This is a genomic window from Bowmanella pacifica (assembly GCF_014645355.1).
Classification (GTDB): domain Bacteria; phylum Pseudomonadota; class Gammaproteobacteria; order Enterobacterales; family Alteromonadaceae; genus Bowmanella; species Bowmanella pacifica.
Window position 1 is genome coordinate 189623 of record NZ_BMLS01000006.1, and the last position, 20456, is coordinate 210078.

21 protein-coding genes and 1 riboswitch are annotated in these 20456 nt (G+C 50.0%); of the genes, 12 read left to right on the forward strand and 9 right to left on the reverse strand.

Features of this window, described 5'->3' with window-relative positions; all coding sequences use genetic code 11:
- Positions 1-43: 43 nt before the first annotated feature.
- The 6 genes from IEX02_RS16815 to moaA all read right to left on the reverse strand — a co-directional run bounded on the left by IEX02_RS16815 (position 44) and on the right by moaA (position 4052).
- Positions 44-442 carry a hypothetical protein gene (locus IEX02_RS16815; protein ID WP_188697845.1) on the reverse strand — a complete coding sequence of 133 codons (399 nt, stop codon included), beginning with the start codon at positions 440-442 and terminating at the stop codon, positions 44-46.
- Between the two features lie 124 nt (positions 443-566).
- Positions 567-1226 carry a DUF4145 domain-containing protein gene (locus IEX02_RS16820; RefSeq protein WP_188697848.1) on the reverse strand — a complete coding sequence of 220 codons (660 nt, stop codon included), beginning with the start codon at positions 1224-1226 and terminating at the stop codon, positions 567-569.
- 535 nt (positions 1227-1761) lie between these two features.
- The gene (moaE, locus tag IEX02_RS16825) at positions 1762-2244 is read right to left on the reverse strand and encodes a molybdopterin synthase catalytic subunit MoaE (protein WP_229702266.1); all 483 of its coding nucleotides are present in this window, start codon (positions 2242-2244) and stop codon (positions 1762-1764) included.
- Positions 2245-2268: 24 nt separating this feature from the next.
- Entirely contained in the window at positions 2269-2514 is a 246-nt protein-coding gene (moaD, locus tag IEX02_RS16830) for a molybdopterin synthase sulfur carrier subunit (RefSeq protein ID WP_188697851.1), read from the reverse strand.
- Positions 2511-2996, reverse strand: a complete 486-nt coding sequence (gene moaC / locus IEX02_RS16835; protein ID WP_188697853.1) for a cyclic pyranopterin monophosphate synthase MoaC — start codon at positions 2994-2996, stop codon at positions 2511-2513. The genes moaD and moaC overlap by 4 nt, the downstream gene beginning before the upstream one ends.
- 72 nt (positions 2997-3068) lie before the next feature.
- Positions 3069-4052 carry a GTP 3',8-cyclase MoaA gene (gene moaA / locus IEX02_RS16840; RefSeq protein ID WP_188697855.1) on the reverse strand — a complete coding sequence of 328 codons (984 nt, stop codon included), beginning with the start codon at positions 4050-4052 and terminating at the stop codon, positions 3069-3071.
- A riboswitch (molybdenum cofactor riboswitch) is annotated at positions 4040-4173 on the reverse strand. It overlaps the preceding gene by 13 nt.
- Before the next feature lie 626 nt (positions 4174-4799).
- Between moaA and IEX02_RS16845 the strand changes: the two genes are divergently transcribed.
- From IEX02_RS16845 to IEX02_RS20425, 3 genes are read left to right on the forward strand one after another with little or no spacing between them, the layout of a single operon-like run.
- A complete protein-coding gene (locus tag IEX02_RS16845; RefSeq protein ID WP_188697859.1) occupies positions 4800-6155 on the forward strand; it encodes an MATE family efflux transporter in 1356 nt (451 codons plus the stop codon).
- Between the two features lie 37 nt (positions 6156-6192).
- Positions 6193-6339, forward strand: coding sequence for a YciI family protein (locus tag IEX02_RS20420; RefSeq protein ID WP_229702267.1), 147 nt, complete (start codon positions 6193-6195; stop codon positions 6337-6339).
- 3 nt (positions 6340-6342) lie between these two features.
- Positions 6343-6492, forward strand: coding sequence for a YciI family protein (locus IEX02_RS20425; RefSeq protein ID WP_229702268.1), 150 nt, complete (start codon positions 6343-6345; stop codon positions 6490-6492).
- Between the two features lie 19 nt (positions 6493-6511).
- Here IEX02_RS20425 and IEX02_RS16855 read toward each other — a convergent pair whose 3' ends face one another.
- Positions 6512-8767 (reverse strand): arginine/lysine/ornithine decarboxylase, encoded by a 2256-nt coding sequence (locus tag IEX02_RS16855; protein WP_188697862.1) that lies wholly within the window; start codon positions 8765-8767, stop codon positions 6512-6514.
- 134 nt (positions 8768-8901) lie between these two features.
- On the reverse strand, positions 8902-10077 hold the full coding sequence (locus IEX02_RS16860; protein ID WP_188697865.1) for an acetyl-CoA C-acyltransferase: 1176 nt from the start codon (positions 10075-10077) through the stop codon (positions 8902-8904).
- A 223-nt stretch (positions 10078-10300) separates the two neighbouring features.
- Here IEX02_RS16860 and IEX02_RS16865 point away from each other — a divergent pair, with 223 nt between their 5' ends.
- From IEX02_RS16865 to IEX02_RS16890, 6 genes are all read left to right on the forward strand, one after another.
- Complete coding sequence (locus IEX02_RS16865; protein ID WP_188697868.1) at positions 10301-10699, forward strand: MerR family transcriptional regulator; 399 nt, start codon at positions 10301-10303, stop codon at positions 10697-10699.
- Positions 10696-11865: an isovaleryl-CoA dehydrogenase gene (locus tag IEX02_RS16870; protein WP_188697871.1), complete on the forward strand. Its 1170-nt coding sequence runs from the start codon at positions 10696-10698 to the stop codon at positions 11863-11865. Before IEX02_RS16865 ends, IEX02_RS16870 begins: the two co-directional genes overlap by 4 nt.
- A gap of 89 nt (positions 11866-11954) precedes the next feature.
- A complete protein-coding gene (locus IEX02_RS16875; protein WP_188697874.1) occupies positions 11955-13562 on the forward strand; it encodes a carboxyl transferase domain-containing protein in 1608 nt (535 codons plus the stop codon).
- 11 nt (positions 13563-13573) lie between these two features.
- A complete protein-coding gene (locus IEX02_RS16880) occupies positions 13574-14359 on the forward strand; it encodes an enoyl-CoA hydratase/isomerase family protein (RefSeq protein WP_188697878.1) in 786 nt (261 codons plus the stop codon).
- 3 nt (positions 14360-14362) lie between these two features.
- Positions 14363-16378, forward strand: coding sequence for an acetyl/propionyl/methylcrotonyl-CoA carboxylase subunit alpha (locus IEX02_RS16885; protein WP_188697881.1), 2016 nt, complete (start codon positions 14363-14365; stop codon positions 16376-16378).
- A 55-nt stretch (positions 16379-16433) separates the two neighbouring features.
- Entirely contained in the window at positions 16434-17348 is a 915-nt protein-coding gene (locus IEX02_RS16890) for a hydroxymethylglutaryl-CoA lyase (protein ID WP_373285035.1), read from the forward strand.
- On the opposite strand, the gene IEX02_RS16895 is transcribed toward IEX02_RS16890, so the two are convergent.
- Positions 17345-17773 (reverse strand): META domain-containing protein, encoded by a 429-nt coding sequence (locus tag IEX02_RS16895; protein ID WP_188697886.1) that lies wholly within the window; start codon positions 17771-17773, stop codon positions 17345-17347. The genes IEX02_RS16890 and IEX02_RS16895 overlap by 4 nt on opposite strands.
- A 638-nt stretch (positions 17774-18411) precedes the next feature.
- Between IEX02_RS16895 and IEX02_RS16900 the strand changes: the two genes are divergently transcribed.
- The 3 genes from IEX02_RS16900 (at position 18412) to IEX02_RS16910 (ending at position 20433) form a co-directional block, all read left to right on the forward strand.
- Complete coding sequence (locus IEX02_RS16900; RefSeq protein WP_188697887.1) at positions 18412-19053, forward strand: hypothetical protein; 642 nt, start codon at positions 18412-18414, stop codon at positions 19051-19053.
- Between the two features lie 64 nt (positions 19054-19117).
- Complete coding sequence (locus tag IEX02_RS16905) at positions 19118-19567, forward strand: DUF4402 domain-containing protein (RefSeq protein WP_268237438.1); 450 nt, start codon at positions 19118-19120, stop codon at positions 19565-19567.
- A gap of 20 nt (positions 19568-19587) precedes the next feature.
- Positions 19588-20433 carry a fimbrial biogenesis chaperone gene (locus IEX02_RS16910; protein ID WP_188697890.1) on the forward strand — a complete coding sequence of 282 codons (846 nt, stop codon included), beginning with the start codon at positions 19588-19590 and terminating at the stop codon, positions 20431-20433.
- Positions 20434-20456: the final 23 nt, after the last annotated feature.

Below are 20456 nucleotides of genomic sequence, written 5' to 3' on the forward strand. Positions count from 1 at the left end.
TCCGTTAACGCGGGGGAAGTCCAGTCCGATTTGAGTTGCTTTGTTATATAGCATTGCACTTCGCCACATAAGGTCGCTCACCATAAAAGTTGCCGGTTCTGACCGGAAACAACAAAGCTATATCTGAACCTTCATTGTTTAAAATGAAAAAATATGTACATTCTTTTCCGCTATATGGGCCAAAACTGATCTCTTTAACACTTTTGTTCCGCTTCAGTTCTAGCCTCTCCAATCCCAAAGGTGAGTCGCATTTTGCTGGTAGGGGCCAATCTTGGGAAAGCGTTAAGCCCGAAATAGTAACAGTCTCACTATGAACGTTAATCCTAGCAGTAAAAGAACGCTCTTCAGCCATATGGAGGGCAACTTCACATGCATACTGTTCAGCCCGGGACTCGACAGCGGCAAACGCCAAAATTCCAAAAATCAGAATAGATGCTTTCATGCCATGTAACGCCTTGGTCAGTGGACCAGTGTAGTGGAGCGAATTTTATGGTAAAAAGAGCGAAGCGATACCATAAAATTTGCGGAGCGTAACTGGTTCCACTGCTCCAACTTGTTAAGCCCTATTACGCTAAATATGTGACAAGAAACTGCGTGATACCAGAAATCATAAGCTTTACATCGTCTGCGGTGAATTCACTGCTTTTTCCATGTGCTGCACTATTTCTAATCCCAGCATAGGACGTTATTTGCTTCTGAACGATTTTGTTGAAAACTCCAGCTTTTGCCAAATCAGAATTCATTTTGTCGAGTTTTCCGTGAGGAATACTCTCTTTATCACACAAATCCCTTAAAGCTGTCTCCAATACTGTGCCTGCAATAACCGCAGAAGCCACATAGTATCCAGATCCTAGAAGCTCAGATGCCTGCTCTAACTCGCTATCGAATACTTCCGCCTGAATTAAATTCTTGTATGAGTTTAGGTATCCACCTTCAAAGTCATTCTTTGTTGCAAGGAACACAGCGCCCATTTCCTTGCATCTTGAAAAGCTCCCAGACCATCCACTACCGCCTTCAGCCTTTTCAAAAGCCTTGTAGTGCTCTGAGTCAGTTCCACAAGACTTATTTATTAAATTCTTAGCTTTGATACACCATTGCAAAAATTTCTCGTTATCTACCTGCTCGGAACTTCCGAACATCTCGGAGTAAGTGGAATACTTAGTAGATATAACTGCTACATGCTCAGCCTCTAGTTCATCAAACCTTTTTTGAAGCTTATTACTCATAGAACTCCCCAATCTGAATTCGGCGTAACAGTGTATTACTGTGAATTCGCGTTATACTGCACAGTGAAAGACGCCAAGAAGTCACAGTTTCCATTGATTTTTCCCATACTAACAACAGCTTAGCAAAGCTTGCTAGCTCTTTTAGCGCCCCCCACATTGGGGAAAGCGAGAATTGGGATTTATATAGGTCTCTGTATGTCCAAACCTTTGGATATAAATGTCATAAAATTCAACAGTATGTAGCCAGTCAAAATGTGGCTGGTTGCTGGAAGACCTGACGCTTATCAAACAGACTGATGCAGCCCTTAAGCGGCCCAAGCCGCTTTGACCCCCGCTAAAAATTGCCATTCAGTTCAGGGCACTGCAAAAAGCTGAGTAATTTGCTGGGAACAAATTGAGTAGAAAAAGCGTTATAAAAAAGAGAGGTTATGTTCCACAAATAAGGCCGCAAAGACCATTTCTTCTTATCCCTCTTCGTGTTCTTTGTGCCCTTCGTGGTAAATACGCTTTTAGCCTAACTGCTAGAAATCGATAACTACCAATCCCCTGCTTTAACCCGATCAGACTCCCTCGCTTCAATCCAGTGTTCGCCTTGCTGGGTATGTTCCTTTTTCCAAAATGGAGCGCGGGTTTTCAGTTGGTCCATTAAGAATTCGCAGGCGGCAAAGGCGCTGCCACGGTGTTTGCTGGTGACACCCACAAATACAATTTGCTCGCCTAAGCCAAGTTTACCTACCCGGTGAATCAGCCGGACTCGGCCCAAGTCCCAGCGCTGTCGCGCCTCATCCACCAGTTCACTAAGGGCTTTGCTGGTCATGGCCGGATAATGCTCAAGTTCCAGGGCTTGTACCTGTCGGCCCAGATTGTTATCCCGCACTAAACCGACAAAATGCACCACCGCCCCATCACTTTGGTTATTGGCAGTTAGCGCCTGATATTCAGCGGCCAGATCAAAGTCCTGCTGTTGCACCGAAATATGGTTTTGCTGTGGCGCGTTAGTCATTGGTCTTTTGCTCATATCAACTTACTGATTAACCCAAGCTCAGCCACCGGTCACTGGCGGGAAAAAGGCCACTTCGTCGCCGCTGTTCAGGGCGCAGTCTTCATTGACCAGGGTTTGATTAACCGCTACCAGGGCTTTATCCGAGGCTAAAAATTCCTGCCAGGACTGACCTTTTTGCGCCAGTTGCGCACGAAGTTCAGCAATATTGCGAACATTTGCTTCCAACTCCAGGTTGGCGCAGCCTAATACTTCGCGAAGTTGAGCGAAAAACAATACCTTAATCATGCCAGCTCCCCTGCCTGCCAGTGACCGGTTTTACCGCCGTGTTTTTCTAAAACCCGTATTCCTTCAATGACCATGGCTGGATCCACCGCTTTGCACATATCAAATAAGGTCAACGCCGCCACACTCACGGCGGTCAGGGCTTCCATTTCTACCCCGGTTTGACCGGCAAGCTTACACATAGCAATGACTCTAACCCGGCTGTGCTTGGGCTCTAACTCAAAGTCCAGTTGCACTTTGGAAAGCATCAAGGGGTGGCACAAGGGGATCAAACTGGCAGTTTGCTTGGCGGCCTGAATACCGGCGATACGGGCCACGGCAAATACATCGCCTTTGGCATGTTCACCGGCACTTATCATCTGCAAGGTATGCGCTGACATGCGAATATAGCCTTCGGCCCAGGCGGTGCGTTGACTAACCGCTTTGTCGGTAACATCCACCATACTGGCTTCACCACGACTGTTAATATGACTTAGCTTACTCATTGATAACGTCTTTCCAATTTCATTTCTGGCGTATTCCACAGGCACTGGGGTTTAACCATCCCACACAACCTATCAGCCACCTAACATAGCCAAATGGCGGGTCGCCCCGGTATAGCCTTTATCTAACCAATGGCTGGCATCTTTTTGCCCTAATAAATCACGCAGGCGTTGTTGCAGGGCCGCCACATCACCGGCTTGCATCAAGGGGCGAATATCCAGCCCTTGCTCGGCAAATAAACATAAATGCAGCTTACCTAACGCGGACACCCGTAAACGGTTACAACTGGCGCAAAAGTCTTTACTGTAAGGCATAATAAGACCAATCCGACCTGCATAATCAGGGTGCCAGAATTCTTCCGCCGGCCCTGCGGTGTTGGGCCTGACCACAGATTGCCAGCCTTGCGCCAGCAGTTGCTGTTTAATGGGCTGACCGGATACATGGTTATCATTAAAAAAGGTTTGATTGTCGCCGGTTTGCATCAATTCGATAAATCGCAGGGTGAGCGGCGTGGTTTTCAGCCACTGCAAAAAGCCATGTAACTGACCTTCGCCATAAGGTTTAAGTAAAACGGCGTTTACTTTCACCTTCAAGCCTAAAGCCGTAGCCTGTTCCAGCCCGGCTAAAATCTCACGCAATTTATCATGGCCGGTAATGGCAGCGAACTGTCGTGGATCCAGGCTATCAATACTAACATTTAGTGAGGTTAACCCGGCTTGCTGCCAGCTTTGCACTTTGGATTGTAGCTTAAAACCATTGGTGGTCAGCGCCACTTCATCAATGCCCTGTGTATTGGCACATAAAGCAATAATGTCGGTAAGATCTTTACGCAGCGAGGGTTCGCCGCCGGTAACGCGGATTTTGCGGGTACCTAAGCCTGCAAAAGCTCGTACCAGGGTTTGTATCTCATTTACCGCCAGAAAATCCCGGTCGCTGTCACACTGATACCCCTCAGGCAGGCAATAGTTGCACCTGAAGTTACAGACATCCGTAATAGACAGCCGCAAGTAACGAAACCTGCGCCCGTACTTGTCGATGAGCTTATTTTCGTTCTGCATGTTACCTTTCCAAACATGGGAGGCTGCTTGATTTCTCGCACAACCCTGGCAGGTACTAGACCTGCGGCCAAAGAATCATGCCAAAAGGTGTAGACTCAGAGGCTCGGTAGTATTTCAGACCTGCATTCTAGAGGTCTTCTTTCGCTCAGCATAGCGCAAAGGGGTTTACATTACCTATAAAACCCTTACAGCCGAGAGGAAGTATTTGCGTGATATAACGGCGAGGTAGAAAAAAGCCCGGGGGTTCACACAAACCCCGGGCCTTGTTGCAAGAGCATTGGCGCATTGCCTGCTTTATATTCCCCGTCGGCAAATGCCGTAGGAAAAGTGGCGGTATCTTATTTTAACCTTGGCCTTGCCATTATTGTTGTTGTTTCGAGCCGGTGTTGTTGTTTCGAGCCGGCCTATTCCTGGCAGGTCAGTTCTTCGCATCCAGCGATAGCGTCGTACCGTTCCACTTGTTGCGCCTAGAAGTTAGCAGACTTAATGCCAACTTTACTTTTAACTATAAATCAATAACTTGTAGAATTTGGGCCGGATAAATGAATATCTATGCTACTCGCAACGGTGCAAGCTTGCCCCATGCTTGTGCAACCCGCTAAACCAAACCGCCTAATGGCTTTCGCCGGTGAGGAATTCCTTCGCTTCCGTCACCTGAAGCAGGGTTTGGCAGCTTAAACGAAATTTCATCCTCAGGCCCCGCTGGCTGTGGTATAAAAGCGCCCCGACGTTTTGTATTCCCAAGCGATGAACCTTAGCCACGAAATTCGTCAACTTACCAAACTGGCCTGGCCATTACTGATAGCCCAGGTTACCCAAACCCTGATGGGGGTTTCAGACACTATTATGGCTGGGCGCGTATCTGCCACCGATATGGCTGCCGTAGCCATAGCCGCCAGTGTGGTGATGCCGCTGCTGTTTTTCCTGCAAGGGATTATTCTGGCGTTGCCGCCTATTGTGTCGCGACTCAATGGCTCGAAAAAGTTTGACGAAATCCCGGAAAAAGGCCAGCAAACCTTGTGGCTGGCGTTAATGCTATCCCTGCCTTTGGCCATTGCAGCATTCTTTATTCCCAGCCTGCAAGGCAAGCTCAGCATGGAGCCTGAACTGCAGCGCATTACGCTGGAATATATTCAGTATCTGTTGTTCGGCGCACCGTTTTTTGCCGTGTATCAGGTATTTCGCCAATATTGCGAAGGCTTGTCGGTTACCCGCCCCAGCATGGTGATTATGGGTATTGGCCTGCTGGTGAATATTCCCGCCAACTATATTTTTATTTATGGCGAGTTTGGCGTACCCGCCTTTGGCGGTGCCGGCTGTGGTATTGCCACGTCCTTGGTATTTGCTGCCATGATGTTCAGTACTTGGCTGTACCATCATTTTGCGCCCTCAATGCGCCGTTTCCATATGTTCCAGCAGTGGTATGCACCGCGCTTTGACGAAATAAAAGATATTTTAAAGCTGGGCGTGCCTATTGCCATGACCATCCTCTTTGAGGTGTCTTTATTTGCTGTGGTGGCCTTGCTGCTGGCCCCTTACGGTGCAACCGTGGTTGCTTCTCATCAGGTCGCCCTTAACTTCTCCTCGCTGATGTTTATGGCGCCATTAAGCATCGGCCTGGCACTGGCCATCCGCGTGGGGCACTTGCTCGGCGAAGATCAACCGGATAACGCCAAACTCGCGGTACAAGGTGCCTGGCTGGTAGGCATTTGCTCAGCTACCTTTACTGCCTCGGTATCCTTTTTACTGCGCTATCAAATTGCCGGGCTCTACAGTGGCGACCAGCAAGTGGTGCAGATGGCAGCGGATTTGATGTTTCTGGCTGCCCTGTTCCAATTCTCTGATGCGATTCAGGTGATCTCAGGCTGCGCCCTGCGCGGCTATAAAGATGCCAAGGCCATGTTCTATATCAGCTTTGTTTCCTACTGGGTGATTGGCCTTAGCACAGGCTGTATTCTGGGGCTCACCGACTGGATAGTACCGAGAATGGCAGCCACCGGATTCTGGATTGGCTTTATTGTGGGTCTGACCGCTGCAGCCATTTTGCTGGGCTGGCGGCTTGCCTATATTCAGCGGGTGCAAAAACAGCAGGTTGCGCTGTAATACTAGCCAGCCTGCCATTTTTATTAGGGAGAGCAATATGCACTATGTGCTGATCTACCATCTGTCAGAAGATTATCTTGCGCGCCGCCCTATGTATCGAGATGCCCATATCCAGCAAGCCAATGCCGCGACCATGCAAGGTGCGTTGCTGGCCGGAGGAGCTCTGAGTGACCCCACCGACTAGGCCATGCTGCTGTTTAAGGCCGACAACATCGACGTGGTTGAAGACTTTGCCCGCCAGGATCCTTATGTACAGGCCGGGCTAGTTACATCCTGGCAGGTGCGGCCCTGGAACATTGTTATCGGGGCCGGATTGCCTGCCATTCACTACGACTAATACCGGGGGCGCTGCCCCCTTACGCGTTTTTCACCACATCGACAAAGTATTCTTCAACGCCATTCACCGTTTCGCGCACTAAACCATGCACGTCGGTTTCAAAGCCGGGGAAGCGGCGATTAAATTCACGCACAAACTTCAGATAGTTCACTATGGTTTTGTTGTACCGCTCGCCAGGGATAAGCAGTGGGATCCCCGGTGGATAAGGGGTGACCAGCATTGCAGTAATCCGCCCTTCCAGTTCGTCAATAGACACCCGCTCCACATTACGATGGGCCATATGTGACCAGGCATCGGCCGGCGTCATGGCCGGAATAAAGTCAGATAAATACATATCTTTGGTGATGCGAGCCACATCAAACTCTTTGTAAACCTGATGGATTTGCTGGCATAGATCCTTCAGCCCTACCCGCTCGTAGCGAGGATGCTTAGCGGCAAACTCCGGCATAACGCGCCAAAGTGGCAGGTTTTGGTCATGATCGTCTTTAAACTGCTGTAATTCAGTGACCATGGAATTCCAACGGCCCTTAGTAATGCCGATGGTAAACATAATAAAGAACGAATACAGGCCGGTCTTTTCGATAATAATGTTATGTTCGGCCAGGTAGCGGGTGACAATAGCGGCCGGAATACCAAGGTCATCAAAGCGCCCGTCCATATCCAGCCCGGGAGTGATAATCGTTGCTTTAATGGGGTCAAGCATATTAAAGCCGGTGGCAATATTGCCAAAGCCGTGCCATTCATCCGACTCTTTGATTACCCAATCATCCTGCTTAGGCTCGCCGTCGCCAGGCAATTCATCCGGCCCCCACACCTTAAACCACCAGTCTTCACCAAACTCGTCATCCACCTGACGCATGGCATGGCGAAAATCTATGGCTTCGGTCAGTGACTCCTGTACCAGGGTACGGCCACCGGGCGGCTCCATCATGGCCGCTGCCACATCGCAAGAGGCGATAATGGCGTATTGCGGACTGGTGGAGGAATGCATCAGATAGGATTCATTAAAGCGGTGTTTATCCAGCTTACGGGTATCACTGTCCTGCACCAGAATTTGTGAGGCCTGAGAAAGGCCAGCCAGCAACTTATGGGTAGACTGTGTGGCGAAAACTAAGGGATCGCTTGAACGAGGACGGTCCTGGGCAATGGCATGCATATTATGATACAGCTCATGGAAAGCCGCGTGAGGCAGCCAGGCCTCGTCAAAATGCAGCGTATCAATACTATCCCCCAGCACGCCTTTTATCTCTTCCACGTTATAAACAATGCCATCGTAGGTACTTTGGGTGATGGTCAGAATTCTGGGCTTTTTATTAGCCGCATTACGGGCAAAAGGATTGGCAGCAATCTTTTTAGCGATGGTTTCAGGCAAAAACTCTGACTTGGGGATAGGCCCGATAATGCCGTAATGGTTGCGTGTCGGCATTAAAAACACTGGAATGGCACCCGTCATAATAATGGAGTGCAAAATGGACTTATGGCAGTTTCTGTCCACCACCACGATATCCCCGGGCGCGACGGTGCTGTGCCAAACAATCTTGTTGGAGGTGGAGGTACCGTTAGTCACAAAGAACAAATGGTCACAGCCAAAGATTCTGGCGGCGTTTTGTTCACTGTCCGCGACCGGGCCGGTATGGTCAAGCAGTTGGCCTAGTTCGTCCACCGAGTTACAAACGTCGGCGCGGAGCATATTCTCACCAAAAAACTGATGGAACATCTGCCCAACCGGGCTTTTCAAAAAGGCTACCCCACCTGAGTGGCCTGGGCAGTGCCAGGAATAGGAGCTGTCACTGGCGTATTCCATCAGCGCATTGAAAAACGGTGGTGCCAGGGCGTTCAGGTATTTTCTCGCCTCTCGAATAATATGCCTGGCAACAAACTCCGGCGTATCTTCAAACATATGAATAAAGCCGTGTAACTCGCGCAAAATATCATTAGAGAAATGCCGTGCGGTTTTGGTTTCGCCATATAAAAAGATGGGAATATGGGCATTATGGCGGCGAACTTCGCGAATAAAGCGCTTAATTGCCATCAGTGCCTTGGCCACAGTTTCATCGGTGCCATCTTCAAATTCTTCATCATCAATAGACACAATAAAGCAGGACGCCCGGCTGGATTGCTGAGCAAAGGAGGTTAAATCACCGTAGCTGGTAAACCCCACCACCTCCATACCTTCTTTATCAATAGCCGTGGCCAGGTCGCGAATAGCGGAGCCGGAGATATTTTCAGAACGAAAGTCTTCATCAATGATGACAATAGGAAAACGAAACTTCATCGAGGCACCCAAGGACAATAAATGATGGTGCCCAGTATAGCCTTGTCTGTGATTTTTACAGATAGCTCTTGGGTAAGTATTTAATATATTTGCATAAAAAAGCGGAGCACTGGGCTCCGCCTGAATATAAAAATCTAGCAGATTTCCACTGCCATGGCCGTGGCTTCGCCGCCACCAATGCACAAAGAGGCCATTCCACGTTTAAGACCACGGTTTTTCAGGGCATGGATAAGCGTGACCAAAATACGGGCTCCGGATGCCCCAATGGGGTGACCCAGCGCACAGGCACCGCCATTCACGTTAACCTTGGCTTCATCCAGATTAAGCTGGCGAATAGCCAACATGGTCACCATGGCAAAGGCTTCGTTAATCTCGAACAAGTCCACCTCACTTGCCTGCCAACCCAACTTATCCAAAAGCTTCTGCATGGCGCCAACCGGGGCCACAGTAAAATTTTCAGGCTCGATTGAATGGGTACTATGGCCAACGATTCGGGCCAGCGGTGTTAAGCCTTTCGCCAGTGCATCTGACTCACGCATCACTACCAGCGCCGCCGCACCATCAGAAATGGAACTGGAATTAGCGGCCGTGATGGTACCGTCTTTTTTAAAGGCCGGCCTGAGGTTGGGGATCTTTTCAGGCATGGCGTTACCTGGCCCTTCATCCTGCTTCACCTCAACCTCTCCTTTGCGGGTACTGATAGTAACGGCGCAAATTTCATTAGCAAAGGCACCAGACTCGATGGCCAGCTTGGCCTTGGACAAGGATGACAGCGCAAAAGCATCCATGTTTTCGCGGGTCAGATCTTCTTTATCTGCCGTGTCCTGAGCAAAACATCCCATGGCCTTGCCATCGTAGGCATTTTCCAGGCCATCTAACATCATATGGTCCAATACCTGGCCATGCCCCATACGGTAGCCACTTCTGGCTTTAGGCAGCAGGTAAGGCGCATTGCTCATGCTTTCCATGCCACCGGCTACAGCGACATTAATGGAACCGGCTTTAATCAAGTCATGGGCCAGCATCACGGCTTTCATCCCTGAGCCGCAGACTTTATTGATGGTAGTCACGCCAGCAGACAGAGGTAACCCGGCTTTAATGGCCGCCTGACGCGCAGGCGACTGCCCAAGCCCAGCCGGTAAGACACAGCCCATAATCACTTCTTCAATGTGCTCACTGCCCACGTCGCCCACCGCAGCGCTAATGGCGTTGGCACCAAGCTCAGTGGCACTTAATGACGACAGGCTGCCCACAAAGCCTCCCATCGGGGTGCGCCGGGCCGCGACAATAACAATTGAATCCTGACTCATAACAGTTCCTCTTATATAGGGTACAAGGTCCGCACAGACCATTTGCTGTTCAGTTTACTGCAGACCAAGGCATGGCGACCATAGACCTAACGTACAGCATATTGAACAGATCTGTTCAGATCTGGCGTTAGCAAATCGGCTTCTTCAACACAGGGTTGTTGACGCCTTGTTAGTGTTACTTTACCTTTAGGTTAACTTACAGCTTACGTAAACGTAAAGTAGCATGACAACAACCACCACATACAGCATTGGCGAACTGGCAAAAGAATTTGACATTACGCCCCGCTCTATCCGCTTTTACGAGGAGCAAGGACTGCTGGAGCCTGAACGTAACGGCCAGGTGCGCATCTATCACAATAAAGACCGGGTGCGACTAAAACTTATTCTGCGCGGTAAACGCCTGGGCTTCTCCCTGGCAGAAACCAAAACTCTGTTTAACCTTTACGACAGCGACCAAAACTCTAAATCCCAGAATCAGCTGGTACTGGAAATGATTACCGACAAGCGTGCGGTGCTCACTCAGCAATTAGAAGATATTCATATGCTGATGAACGAGTTAGATGATTTAGAAGAACGTTGCCGCGCCGAGCTGGAACAACAATTAAGAGGAAAACTCGCATGAATGCCCCTTACCCTACATTGAATTTCGATCTCGGTGAAGACATCGACATGCTCAGAGAGCATGTATATGCCTTTGCCCAAGGTGAAATTGCGCCACTGGCCACCAAAGCTGATGAAGACAATGCCTTCCCCAATGAGTTGTGGCCCAAGTTTGGCGAGATGGGGTTACTCGGTGTGACGGTCTCTGAACAGTATGGCGGTGCGGATATGGGCTATCTGGCCCACGTGGTAGCCATGGAAGAAATCAGTCGCGCCAGTGCCGGTATTGCCCTGAGCTACGGTGCCCATTCCAATCTATGCGTGAATCAAATCTATAAGAACGGTACTGACGCCCAGCGCGAAAAGTATCTGCCTAAGCTGGTCAGTGGTGAACATATCGGTGCGCTGGCCATGAGCGAACCCAATGCGGGCTCAGATGTAGTGAGCATGAAGCTGCGCGCCGAGAAAAAAGGCGACCGCTATATTTTAAACGGCAATAAGATGTGGATCACCAACGGTCCGGATGCCAATACCTATGTGATTTACGCTAAAACCGATGTCAGTGCCGGGCCCAAAGGCATCACGGCCTTTATCGTAGAACGTGGTACACCGGGTTTCAGCCAGGCGCAAAAACTCGACAAACTGGGCATGCGCTCATCAAACACCTGTGAGCTGGTGTTTGAAGATTGCGAAGTACCGGAGCAGAACATTCTGGGTGTGGAAGGCGGCGGCGTCAAAGTGCTGATGAGCGGCCTGGATTACGAGCGCTTAGTCCTCTCCGGCGGCCCACTAGGCATTATGCAGGCCTGTATGGACCTGGTAGTGCCTTATATTCACGACCGCAAGCAATTTGGCCAGAGTATTGGTGAATTCCAACTGGTACAAGGCAAAGTAGCCGATATGTACACCCAGATGAATGCCGCGCGCGCATACGTTTATACCGTGGCTAAGGCTTGTGACCGTGGCGAAACCACGCGTAAGGACGCCGCCGGCGCTATTCTTTATGCGGCGGAGCTGGCCACGAAAATGGCGCTGGATGCTATTCAGTTACTGGGTGGTAATGGCTACATCAATGAGTTCCCGGCTGGCCGTTTGTTGCGCGACGCCAAGCTGTATGAAATTGGTGCCGGCACCTCAGAAATTCGCCGTATGCTGATTGGTCGCGAACTCTTTAAGGAATCCGCCTAAGCAGTCATCTGTATGCCCTATTCTGTTGGCAGACTCAAGGCTGCCAACAAGCAACGCATGACTGCCCACTATTTAGCAGGAGAGGCTAGATGCCCCGGATTGAATCGAAGATAAACACAAAGAGCCAGGAATTTGCCGCTAACGTCGAGCATATGCAGGCTCAGGTTAATGATCTGCGCGAGAAGGTTGCCCAAATCCGCCAGGGTGGCGGCGAACACGCCAATAAACGCCATACGGATCGCGGCAAGTTGCTGCCCAGAGAAAGGATAAATGCCTTGCTTGATCCAGGCGCGCCCTTTCTGGAGCTTTCGCAGTTAGCCGCCTGGCAGGTGTATGAAGACTATGTTCCTGCAGCCGGGTTGATTGCCGGTATTGGCCGGGTCAGTGGCGTGGAATGCATGATTGTGGCCAACGATGCCACAGTCAAAGGCGGCACTTATTATCCGCTAACCGTTAAAAAGCACCTGCGCGCGCAAACTATTGCCGAGCAGAACAATTTACCCTGTATCTATCTGGTAGACAGTGGCGGCGCTAACCTGCCCCGCCAGGACGACGTATTTCCTGACCGTGAACACTTCGGCCGTATCTTTTATAACCAGGCCAATATGTCGGCGGCCAATATCCCGCAAATCGCGGTGGTGATGGGTTCCTGTACCGCTGGGGGTGCCTATGTACCGGCCATGGCGGATGAGTCCATTATAGTGAAGGAACAGGGCACTATTTTCCTTGGTGGCCCCCCCCTGGTGCGCGCTGCCACAGGTGAAGTGGTAACAGCCGAGGAATTAGGCGGCGGTGATGTGCATTGTCGCACCTCTGGGGTAGCAGACTACTTGGCCAATAATGATCATCACGCCCTGAAACTGGCCCGTGACGCCGTGGCTAGACTGAATCGCACTAAAACGGTAAGTCTAAACCTCACTCAGCCTCAAGATCCCCTTTATGAGGCCAGCGAAGTTTACGGCATTATTCCCAAAGACAGTCGTCAGCAATATGACGTACGGGAAATTATTGCCCGTATTGTGGATGGCTCTGAGTTTGACGAGTTCAAGGCATTGTATGGCAGCACATTGGTGTGCGGCTTTGCACGCATCTTCGGCTATCCGGTAGGGATTGTGGCCAATAATGGGATTCTTTTCAGCGAATCTGCACAAAAAGGCGCGCACTTTATTGAGCTTTGCGCGCAGCGCAAGATCCCTCTGGTATTTTTACAAAACATCACAGGCTTTATGGTGGGCAAGCAATACGAAGCCGGTGGCATTGCCAAACACGGTGCAAAAATGGTTACCGCCGTGGCCTGCGCTAAGGTACCTAAATTTACTGTACTGATTGGCGGCAGTTTCGGTGCCGGCAACTACGGTATGTGTGGCCGCGCCTACGACCCGCGCTTTTTGTTTATGTGGCCCAACGCGCGTATCTCGGTAATGGGTGGTGAACAAGCAGCCGGGGTGCTAGCCCAGGTTAAACGTGATCAGAAAGCGCGTACCGGTGAAACCTGGAGCCAGGAAGACGAGAAAGCCTTCAAGCAGCCCATCATTGATGACTATGAGCATCAGGGTCACCCTTATTATGCCTCGGCCAGATTGTGGGACGACGGCGTGATCGATCCTGCCGACACCCGACAGGTGCTGGGACTGAGCCTGTCAGCGGCACTTAATAAACCATTGGAGGACACCCGTTTTGGGGTGTTCCGTATGTAAGGAGGCTTGGTATGTCTGATGTACTCTACAACTTGGATGCAAGAGGTGTGGCTACCATCACCCTGAATCGTCCGGAAAAACACAATGCCTTTGACGACCAACTCATTCGCCAACTCACAGATCTGTTTAAACAGGCCGGCGATGATCCAAACGTAAGGGTGGTGGTATTAGCCGCCGAAGGAAAGAGTTTTTGTGCTGGCGCCGATGCTAACTGGATGCAACGTATGGCGTCCTACAGCTTTGAAGAAAACGTTGCCGATGCCAAGGCGCTGGCCATGATGCTGCACACCTTAAATTTTATGCCAAAGCCCAGTATCGCCAAAGTGCAAGGGGCAGCGTTTGGTGGTGCGGTGGGCCTGATAGCCTGTTGTGATATGGCCATTGGCAGTCGCCTGAGTAAATTTTGTCTGAGCGAAGTCAAACTCGGCCTGATCCCCGCCACCATCAGCCCTTACGTGATTGAAGCTATGGGTAAGCGTATTGCCAGACGTTACTTTACCACCGCTGAAGTGTTTTCTGCCCGCCGCGCCAGACGCCTGGGCTTGCTGAGTGAAGCGGTGACAGAAGAAGAACTGGACGAGACGGTGGAAAATCTTATTACTCATATTCTGCACAACAGTCCGGATGCCGTAGCAGCCGCCAAGCAACTGATCTTTGATGTCACCGAGCCCAGTGATGATGAAGAACTGATGGAAAAAACCAGCCTTCGTATTGCCACCGTGCGTGTTTCTGAACACGGTCAGGAGGGCTTGCAGGCATTCTTGCAAAAACGTCGCCCCAACTGGTACCAGGAGTAATTTATGCTTATCAAACTGCTCATTGCCAACCGGGGCGAAATCAGCTGTCGCATCATCAAAACCGCCAAACGCATGGGGATCCACACGGTGGCGCTATACTCCGATGCCGATGCTGATGCCCTGCATGTACAAATGGCCGACGAAGCCGTGCATATCGGTCCGCCGCCGTCAAAAGACAGCTATCTGCAGGCCGAACGTATTATTGAGGTAGCGCGAAAAGTCGGCGCGGATATGATTCACCCCGGCTATGGTTTTTTATCAGAAAACGCCCACTTCGCGCGCCTATGTGAAGACAACCAAATTGTATTTGTTGGCCCGCCCGTGCCTGCCATTGACGCCATGGGCTCAAAATCGGCAGCGAAAAAGATTATGGAAGCGGCCGGAGTGCCGTTAGTGCCGGGATATCACGGAGAAGATCAGTCAGCTGCCCTACTTAAACAACATGCCGATGAGATGGGCTATCCGGTATTACTTAAAGCCGCCGCTGGCGGTGGCGGTAAAGGCATGCGTCAAGTGCACAGCAGCAGCGAGTTTGAGCACGCGTTGGCGGCAGCCAAACGCGAGGCGATGGCCAGCTTTAATGACGATATTATGCTGGTTGAAAAATACCTGACTCAGCCGCGTCACGTAGAAATTCAGGTTTTCTGCGATATGCATGGTAACGGCGTGTACTTATTTGAACGTGACTGCTCGGTGCAGCGCCGTCATCAAAAGGTCATTGAAGAAGCCCCTGCCCCGGGCATGACCGAAGCCCTGCGCAGCCAGATGGGTGAAGCCGCACTAAAAGCCGCGGCCGCCATCGGCTATGTAGGCGCCGGCACGGTAGAGTTTTTGCTGGATACCGACGGCAGTTTCTACTTTATGGAAATGAATACCCGTTTGCAGGTAGAACATCCGGTCACCGAGATGATCAGCGGCCAGGATCTGGTGGAATGGCAGTTAAGAGTCGCCAGCGGCGAAGAGTTGCCATTAAGCCAGGACGAGCTGCAGATTAATGGCCACGCTTTTGAAGCACGTATTTATGCCGAAGATCCTAATAATGAGTTTCTGCCCGCTACCGGCGTATTGAACTTCCTGCAACCGCCGGAAGAATCAGAGTACGTGCGGGTAGATACCGGTGTACGTCAGGGTGACAAAGTCTCGGTCTACTACGACCCCATGATAGCCAAGCTTATTGTCTGGGACGAAGACAGGCCCAAAGCACTGCGACGTCTGGTCAAGGCCTTGTCCGAGTATCGGGTCAAAGGCGTGACCACCAATATTGATTTTCTATATAACCTGGCCAATACCAAAGCCTTTAAGCAAGCGCAGCTAGACACCGCTTTTATTGACAAGCATCAAAGCGAGATCTTCTTACAAAATGAAGACGACCTTGCCAGCTTGCTGCCGTTAGCAGCGCTGTATATTGTGCTCAATCAAGAACAAGGACCTCAGTCGTTAAATAGCCAGGATCTCTACAGCCCGTGGCAGAATCTAACCGCCTGGCGTGCCAACGCCACCCATATTCAAGGATTGGAGATTCAAATTCATGATCAGGTACACGCCGTGCAGGTGTCGCGCCTGAACAGCGGCCCGCAAGCGAGTTACCAGATCACCGGCCAAGGCTTTAACGTGCAGTGCCAGGGGCAAGTCAAAGGTGATGTGCTCACCGCCGTGATTGACGGACACAGACAAAAAATCACCATCAGCCATCCAGCCGACGGTGAGCAAGGTTGTTCGCTATATACTCAGCACAGCGCCCTGCACTTCAAGCAAAAACTACCCGATCTGGGTTTATTGGATGCCGATGCGCACGGTGGCGGCCTGACGGCACCGATGAACGGTACCATAGTTAACCTGATGGTTAATCCCGGCGATAGCGTAGAAAAAGGCCAAGTACTGGTCATTATGGAAGCCATGAAAATGGAGCACAGCCTCAAAGCGCCATCAGCAGGAAAAGTCGTGGAGTTTTTCTACCAAAGTGGCGAACTGGTGGACGGTGGCGCTGAACTACTGAGTTTTGAAGCGGCTGAGAGTTAAGCCTGTCAGGCGTCAGCTTCACATTGGAAGACTGACGCCTTAAATGAGAAAGCAAGTGAACAATATAAACTATCCAAGCAAGGTAAAAATTGTCGATGTCGGGCCACGGGACGGCCTGCAAAACGAGTCAGCCAACATTGCCCTGAAAGATAAAATTGCCCTAGTAGAAAACCTCGCCAATGCCGGCGTCAGTATGGTTGAGACCGGCAGTTTCGTCTCCCCTAAATGGGTGCCGCAGATGGCCGACAGCGCTGCGGTTTTCAGCGGTATTTCCCGTAAACCTGGTGTTATCTACTCAGCACTGACGCCCAATATGCAAGGCTTTGAAGCCGCGATTACAGCTGGCGCCGATGAAGTGGCTATCTTTGCCGCCGCGTCCGAGAGCTTTAGCCAGAAGAATATCAACTGCAGCATAGAAGAAAGCCTGACCCGCTTTGCGCCTATAATGGCAGCAGCGAAGTCACAGGGGATCAGAGTTCGTGGCTATGTATCCTGTGTACTGGGCTGTCCCTATGAAGGTGACATATCACCACAAAGTGTACTGGCGGTATCACAAAAGCTGCTGAATATGGGCTGCTACGAAGTGTCCTTAGGCGATACCATTGGCGTGGGAACACCGGCTAAAACCTCAGCCTTGCTCGCTTTGTTGCTAAGCCACCTGCCGGCTGAAAAACTAGCCGTTCACTTTCACGACACCTATGGCCAGGCGCTGGCCAATATTCTAGCTGCCCTGCAACAGGGGATTGCAGTGGTAGATAGTTCGGTCGCAGGTCTTGGCGGTTGCCCTTATGCTAAAGGCGCATCGGGCAATGTAGCCAGTGAGGATGTGGTGTATATGCTACAGGGAATGGGTATTGAAACCGGCATCAACCTGGATGCATTGGTTGATGCCGGTTTTGCCATTACACAGGCACTTGGACGGGAAAATCAGTCTAAAGTCGCCCGGGCTATGCTGGCCAAGCGTAGTTAATCCGCTTTTACCCGCTCAAAACGGGCCAAAGGCGCCATTCTGGCTTTGTTCAGGCTAAGGCTGTCATTACCCAGACTGTAATTGTCAGCCTTTTCCAGCACTTGCATAAACTTGCTTTCAATTTGCATATCAGGGCACGCCATCATGGTTGCGCCAAGTTGTCCAAAGTGGATGCTCAGTCCCTTAACCTCGACATCACCAAAAAACCGGTTACAACCGGCAAAACCACTTACCCTGCCTTCTTCATTGAATTCCAGGTTAGGGCCTTTCTCTGCTTTAATAGGATGTCCCATCAGTTCAACCAGTTGCCACTGCCCAGATAAGGTATTCTGGGGTGCTTTATCCCCCTCACCGGCTTGTTCGGGTGTCTGCGCGCAACCCAACAAACCCACGCTCAATAATACCCCTGCCATTATCAATCTCATGAACATACGCTCCAATAGCTATAAAAATCACTTAGTCTGATAGCGTAGTCGCTATCCTCAGTTAAGTAATTTAAGACCAAAAAACAACCACAGAGGGCTTTCTTTATCTCAAGCTCAGGGCGGGTAAATTTACCGCCTGAAACTTATTGCAGACCATACCATAATTAGCGATTCCAGCCCTGTAACAAAAAGTACAGCATAACAACAATACAAACTCACATTTACATCTCAGGCTACTAAAAATAACCGCCTGAGCACTATTTCCTAACCAATACCCCGCCTCAAAACCCTTATAAAAAAACATACCAAACACCCAGGAAACTTTTGTAATTATTTGTTTTTTAATGATTTTATCAAGATTAAGAATGTTAGGTATAAATATAAAAACCCTTGCTGAAAAACACTTGCCTTAAAATGAGATTGCGTTTACTTTTTTTCAAGGAAAGGGATGATTCTGGTTAATAGTGGCTGATTTTGCACACATAGTGATTGAGATCATAAAACGTTATTCAACATTATGTTTTTCTATACAAAATTGTTAAGAAAAAACTAATTAGAGCCGATAGAAACAATGCACTCAAAAGGATTTCATTCTTGCAAAGTGCAGAAAACAAACAATAACCTTTAGGAATCGTAATATGAGTAAACTTTCTAAAATTGCAAAAGGACTCAGCGCGGCAATGCTGCTGTCAGCCGTTGGTGCAGTGCAAGCAGAGACTGTTAATGTGCCGGCATCTGTCACTGTTGATAACACCATCGGCCTCGCCCTGACCGGCACCCTGGATTTTGGCACAGTGCGTGCCACGCCTGATGAGACCGTCGATGAATGCTCAGGTATCGTGATGCCAGCTAATCCAGCCTCCGCACTTTCTGCTTATGCCCCTGGCGCTGGTGCTCCTTGTGTTACCGGTGCTGGAGTTTCAGAAGTACAATCTGTTGGTGGTACGCCAACTCGTCCACAATTTGATATCAGTGGCGTAGCGGCGTTTGCAACACTTAACGTTACTGTACCTAACACAGCCGTTAACCTGACCACCACGGCGCCAGCCGGCTCTCCAGGTTTTCAGCTGATTGACTTTACAGCTTATAAAACTACCGGTACTGCTGCAGCGATACCATTAACAGCAGGTGCAGGTACCATTTCAGTAGACGGTACCGGGAACGCCTCGTTCACCGTAGGTGCCACCCTGATTACGGATCCAACCGCTTACGCGCTGACCACAGCCACCTATGAAAATGCCGCTTATAACGGCAGCTTCGATGTAGCTGTAACCTATTGATCCATCATACCGGCCTGACTACCATATTGGGTTATCAACCATGGTGACGGGCCGGTTTTTTGTGATGAGATGGATAGGACTGGCAAGTTGTTTAATATGCACATGGGTTAACGCCGATCTTTTAATAGATACCCCCCTAACCTTTGGGCGGATGGCGATTTCAGATAACAATCAGGTGAGCAGCACAACCTTAACCAGAAACGGTAATCAGTCTTATACGGGCCGTATACTAGTGATAGAAAAAGGAACGCCTGGTGCTTATACACTGACCGGACTGCCAGCTTTTACCACCCTGTCGCTAACACCTTCGCTGCCAGCATACTCTGCCCTGACTATTCCTGGTTCTGCACAGTTTGTGATTACCGCGTTAGATTATCCATCAACGGTAAAAGCAGACATTAACGGTGATGCCCAATTCACCCTTGGTGGTACGTTATCAACATCGGGAAACGGTCAACCCTACTTAGGCCCCGCTGACTACCAAATTATGTTGAACATCGATATATCCTACTAACAATGTTCTTGAGGATGACAATGACTAGATTTAACGGCCTTACACTCGGGGCGCTGATATTAACTTACTGCTGGTCATCAACGCTGTTAGCCAATCTACTGATTTATCCAACCCGGGTGAGCTTTGATGAGTCGGCCAGATCTGCACAGATTACCCTGAGTAATACCAGTAATTCAGTTAATACCTACCGGCTTGAATGGGCTGAGAAAATCGCCAACCCTCAAGGTGGTTATTTTAACGTAGCGGATGATGATGTAGCCGACTTGCCTATCGCCAGTAGCATGCTGAGATTTTCTCCCCGCCAGGTAACCTTAAAGCCGGGCGAACGTCAGATCATCAAACTCATGCTGAGACGGCCGGCCCAATTGGCTGAAGGGGAGTATCGCTCGCATTTGAATTTTAAGGCACTGCCTCCCCCCAAAGATAGCAGCCAGAATAATGCCACCAGCATGCAGATCAACATGTTGGTCAGCTTTGCTATTCCAATTACTGTGCGACAGGGTTCCCTGGACTACCAGCTTAACCTGGAGAATACCGAGCTTTACTATGACCCTTCGCGCCAGACTGGCGCGGTGGTTTTACACATTGCCCGCAGCGGACGTAATTCTGTATTAGGCAATTGGACGGTATTCTGGAAACCTGATGGTGGCAGCGAGATCCCCATTGCTAAGTCCAATGACGCCAACGCCTGGCCAGACAACGATAAATTCGTTATCCAGCCAACATGGATGGCAGAAGGTTTTATGCCGGCAAATGGACAATTGAGGGTCGAGTATAAAGGTGTCCGGGAATTTGACGGTCACGTCTTTATCGACAAGCGTGTTAGCATCAATAAGACGGCTATCAAGCCCTTACCCCATAATTAACAATAGAATCAGGGTAAAAACGC

Excerpts from the sequence above, each read along its gene's own strand:
- moaC (WP_188697853.1), bottom strand. The coding sequence starts at position 2,996 with ATGAGTAAGCTAAGTCATATTAACAGTCGTGGTGAAGCCAGTATGGTG.
- IEX02_RS16855 (WP_188697862.1), bottom strand. The coding sequence starts at position 8,767 with ATGAAGTTTCGTTTTCCTATTGTCATCATTGATGAAGACTTTCGTTCT.
- IEX02_RS16815 (WP_188697845.1), bottom strand. The coding sequence starts at position 442 with ATGAAAGCATCTATTCTGATTTTTGGAATTTTGGCGTTTGCCGCTGTC.
- IEX02_RS16905 (WP_268237438.1), top strand. The coding sequence starts at position 19,118 with ATGAGATGGATAGGACTGGCAAGTTGTTTAATATGCACATGGGTTAAC.
- IEX02_RS16865 (WP_188697868.1), top strand. The coding sequence starts at position 10,301 with ATGACAACAACCACCACATACAGCATTGGCGAACTGGCAAAAGAATTT.
- IEX02_RS16910 (WP_188697890.1), top strand. The coding sequence starts at position 19,588 with ATGACTAGATTTAACGGCCTTACACTCGGGGCGCTGATATTAACTTAC.
- IEX02_RS16860 (WP_188697865.1), bottom strand. The coding sequence starts at position 10,077 with ATGAGTCAGGATTCAATTGTTATTGTCGCGGCCCGGCGCACCCCGATG.
- IEX02_RS16880 (WP_188697878.1), top strand. The coding sequence starts at position 13,574 with ATGTCTGATGTACTCTACAACTTGGATGCAAGAGGTGTGGCTACCATC.
- moaE (WP_229702266.1), bottom strand. The coding sequence starts at position 2,244 with ATGAGCAAAAGACCAATGACTAACGCGCCACAGCAAAACCATATTTCG.
- IEX02_RS16875 (WP_188697874.1), top strand. The coding sequence starts at position 11,955 with ATGCCCCGGATTGAATCGAAGATAAACACAAAGAGCCAGGAATTTGCC.
- IEX02_RS16895 (WP_188697886.1), bottom strand. The coding sequence starts at position 17,773 with ATGAGATTGATAATGGCAGGGGTATTATTGAGCGTGGGTTTGTTGGGT.
- IEX02_RS20420 (WP_229702267.1), top strand. The coding sequence starts at position 6,193 with ATGCACTATGTGCTGATCTACCATCTGTCAGAAGATTATCTTGCGCGC.
- IEX02_RS16845 (WP_188697859.1), top strand. The coding sequence starts at position 4,800 with ATGAACCTTAGCCACGAAATTCGTCAACTTACCAAACTGGCCTGGCCA.
- IEX02_RS16885 (WP_188697881.1), top strand. The coding sequence starts at position 14,363 with ATGCTTATCAAACTGCTCATTGCCAACCGGGGCGAAATCAGCTGTCGC.
- IEX02_RS16900 (WP_188697887.1), top strand. The coding sequence starts at position 18,412 with ATGAGTAAACTTTCTAAAATTGCAAAAGGACTCAGCGCGGCAATGCTG.
- IEX02_RS20425 (WP_229702268.1), top strand. The coding sequence starts at position 6,343 with ATGCTGCTGTTTAAGGCCGACAACATCGACGTGGTTGAAGACTTTGCC.
- moaD (WP_188697851.1), bottom strand. The coding sequence starts at position 2,514 with ATGATTAAGGTATTGTTTTTCGCTCAACTTCGCGAAGTATTAGGCTGC.
- IEX02_RS16820 (WP_188697848.1), bottom strand. The coding sequence starts at position 1,226 with ATGAGTAATAAGCTTCAAAAAAGGTTTGATGAACTAGAGGCTGAGCAT.
- moaA (WP_188697855.1), bottom strand. The coding sequence starts at position 4,052 with ATGCAGAACGAAAATAAGCTCATCGACAAGTACGGGCGCAGGTTTCGT.
- IEX02_RS16870 (WP_188697871.1), top strand. The coding sequence starts at position 10,696 with ATGAATGCCCCTTACCCTACATTGAATTTCGATCTCGGTGAAGACATC.